This is a genomic window from Bradyrhizobium sp. RP6 (assembly GCF_003837805.1).
In the GTDB taxonomy this organism is placed as follows: Bacteria; Pseudomonadota; Alphaproteobacteria; order Rhizobiales; family Xanthobacteraceae; genus Bradyrhizobium.
The window spans coordinates 1-2,616 of sequence record NZ_RQIT01000057.1; the positions used below are offsets into that span (position 1 = coordinate 1).

At 62.8% G+C, this 2,616-nt stretch carries 3 protein-coding genes; all 3 read right to left on the reverse strand.

The genetic code is table 11. The annotated features are described in order from the left end of the window. Positions 1-76: 76 nt before the first annotated feature. Genes tnpC through tnpA form a run of 3 tightly spaced genes read right to left on the reverse strand, consistent with a single transcriptional unit; the run spans position 77 to position 2,529 of the window. Positions 77-1,738 carry an IS66 family transposase gene (gene tnpC / locus EHH60_RS36800; RefSeq protein ID WP_124163996.1) on the reverse strand — a complete coding sequence of 554 codons (1,662 nt, stop codon included), beginning with the start codon at positions 1,736-1,738 and terminating at the stop codon, positions 77-79. Positions 1,739-1,783: 45 nt separating this feature from the next. Continuing rightward, positions 1,784-2,104 (reverse strand): IS66 family insertion sequence element accessory protein TnpB, encoded by a 321-nt coding sequence (gene tnpB / locus EHH60_RS36805; RefSeq protein ID WP_370137884.1) that lies wholly within the window; start codon positions 2,102-2,104, stop codon positions 1,784-1,786. Positions 2,105-2,127: 23 nt separating this feature from the next. Further along, complete coding sequence (gene tnpA / locus EHH60_RS36810; RefSeq protein ID WP_074448291.1) at positions 2,128-2,529, reverse strand: IS66-like element accessory protein TnpA; 402 nt, start codon at positions 2,527-2,529, stop codon at positions 2,128-2,130. Between the last annotated feature and the right edge of the window lie 87 nt (positions 2,530-2,616).

Genomic DNA, 2,616 nt, shown 5'->3' on the forward strand with positions numbered 1-2,616 from the left:
GTACGCATACCACGAGGACCGCCTGATTGACGCATGCGCGCGGGTACAGTTAGTTCTATGATCGGCGGGGTGAAGGTCAGGCGGCTTGCTGATCGGTGGGATTGGCTTGGCGCAGGAGCTTCCATTCCCAGGGCAGCAGTTCGTGCAGCCGCGACGTAGGAAGATCGGCGATCCGGGCGAGGACGTCGGCGAGCCAGGCCTTGGGATCGACGTCGTTGAGGCGACAGGTCGTGATCATCGTCAGCATGATGGCGGCCCGATCGGCACCGCGCTGGCTGCCAGCGAAGGTCCAGTTGCGCCGCCCCAAGGCGATGCCTCTCAACGCGCGTTCAGCGCAATTGTTGGTCAAGCAGACCCTGCCGTCGTCGAGGAAGCGGGCGAAGTCGTCCCAGCGCCTGAGCATGTAGTTCATGGGCTTCAGGACCTCGGAGGAGCTCGACAGGGTCTCCCGCTCGCGGAGCAGCCAGTCGTGCATGTCGTCGAGAAGCGGCTTGCTCTGTTCCTGGCGCACGGCGCGCCGGCCGTCGGCACTGCGGCCGTTGATGGCGCGCTCGATCTCGAACAGGGCGTCAAGACGCCTGACCGCTTCCAGCGCGATCGGGGAGACCGGTTTGCCTTTCTGTCCGTCCCGGGCGGCTTTCTCGATGTCAGCCAGTTCGAAGAAGCCCCGCCGCGCATGGGCCAGGCAAAATGCCGGCGTGATCGGCATCGCTTTCCTTTTTGGGTCGAACAACGGCTCGAAGCCGCTATAGCAATCCGCCTGCAGGATACCGCCGAAGACGGCCAGATGCTTCTGGGGATGTTCGCCCCTTCGGTCGCCCGAGGCGTAATAGACCGCCGCCGGCGGCGCAGGTCCGGCGAAGGGCCGATCATCCCGCACATACGTCCAGATCCGGCCGGTCGTGCACTTGCCCTTCGCCAGGATGCGGATGGTGGTGTCGTCGCCATGAAGGCGCTCGGCCGCAAGCACATGACGCTCGATCAGCTGGAACAGCGGCGTGACGGCGAAGGTCCCGTGACCGACCTGGTCGGCCAGCGTCGATAACGGCAGATCGATCCTCTCGGCCTTAAAGCGCACGCTCTGGCGGTTGAGCGGGATATGCATGCCGAACTTGTCGAACAGAATCGTCGCCAGCAATTGTGGGCCGATGAAGCCGCGCGGCGTCGCATGGAACGGTGCCGGCGGCTGGCTGATCTTCTCGCAATCGCGGCAGGTGAACTTCTCGCGTACCGTCTCGATGACCTTAAAGCGACGCGGAATCTCCTCCAGCGTCTTGGTCACATCCTCGCCGACCTTCGCCAACCGCGATCCACCGCAGCAGGCGCAGGTCCTTGGAGCCTCGATGACGACGCGCTCACGTTCGATGTCGTCCGGCCACGGCTTGCGCACCGGCCGCTTGCGCGTGAAGGCGCTCACGCTCTGGGTTTTTGCCGCGGCAGCCTGCGCAGCCAGCTCATTCTCGGTCGCCGTGGTGGCGAGTTCTTCGAGCTCCAATTCCAACTGCTCAAGTAGCCGCGCCGTGCGCTCGGAGCGCTGCCCGTGCAGTTCGCGTTTGAGCTTCTCGATCCGTAGCTCAAGATGAGCGATCAGCACTTCGCTGTCCGACAGCTCCGCCCGCGCGTTGGCGGCATCCGCGACCGCCACATCGCGTTCAGCCTGCAACGCCTCGCGCTCGGCCAGCAGCGCAAGGTAGGCGCTCGCGAGATCCGACGGAAGATCGCTCGGCTTCAATGTCATGAAGCCATTGAATCAGATCGAGCATCAGATTCAAACCCAAAACGATTATCCGACCCGCGTCGGACGCTGGGTTTCTTGCGGATTGCGCCAATCGATCCCGGACAGCAGGTAGCTCAACTGCGCCAGCGAGATCGTTACCGCTTCACCGGCAACCGATGGCCAGATAAACTTTTTTCTCTCGAGTTTTTTTGTGAACAAGCAGGCTCCCTGACCATCGTGCCAGATCACCTTCACAAGATCGCTGCGGCGACCGCGGAAGACAAACAAATGACCGCTGAGCGGTTCTTTGTGCAGCACCTCCTGCACTTGGAGGGCCAGCGATGGAAAGCCTCTGCGCATATCCGTGTAGCCTGTAGCCAGCCACACTCGCACATTCCCTGGTACAGAAATCATCGGCGTCCAAGCACATCGAGGACCCGCGCCAACGCCTCCGGATCGACGTGCGCATCCACCCGGATGCACCGTCGGTTGCCGAGATCGATCTCTATCAATCCAGTACGCGCGGCTGCCGCCGAGCGAACTCGGCCATCAACCGTAGGCAAAAGCTTCGGAGTTTCTTCAGCCGAGGCCGCTACGGCGGCGATCTGCACCGGCGTAAAAGATGGTGCAACTTGTTCCGATGTCCGTGCTTGTCGACGCCAGGTAAACACCAGGCTGGCCGCTACTCCGTTGCGCCGCGCAACCTCAGTTACCTTCGCGCCCGGTGCCAGCGTCTCCTCGACAATCCGTGCCTTGTCGTCCTGCGACCAACGCCGCCGCCGCTCGAGCCCGCCCAAAACTTCGACCCGCATCGCCTGATGACCTTAAAGCTAGACCTAAGGTCACACGCTTCGCGAATTACCACCCGTCACGCAAGACGGTCCTCGTCGGAGCGGTAC

Excerpts from the sequence above, each read along its gene's own strand:
- tnpC (WP_124163996.1), bottom strand. The coding sequence starts at position 1,738 with ATGACATTGAAGCCGAGCGATCTTCCGTCGGATCTCGCGAGCGCCTAC.
- tnpA (WP_074448291.1), bottom strand. The coding sequence starts at position 2,529 with ATGCGGGTCGAAGTTTTGGGCGGGCTCGAGCGGCGGCGGCGTTGGTCG.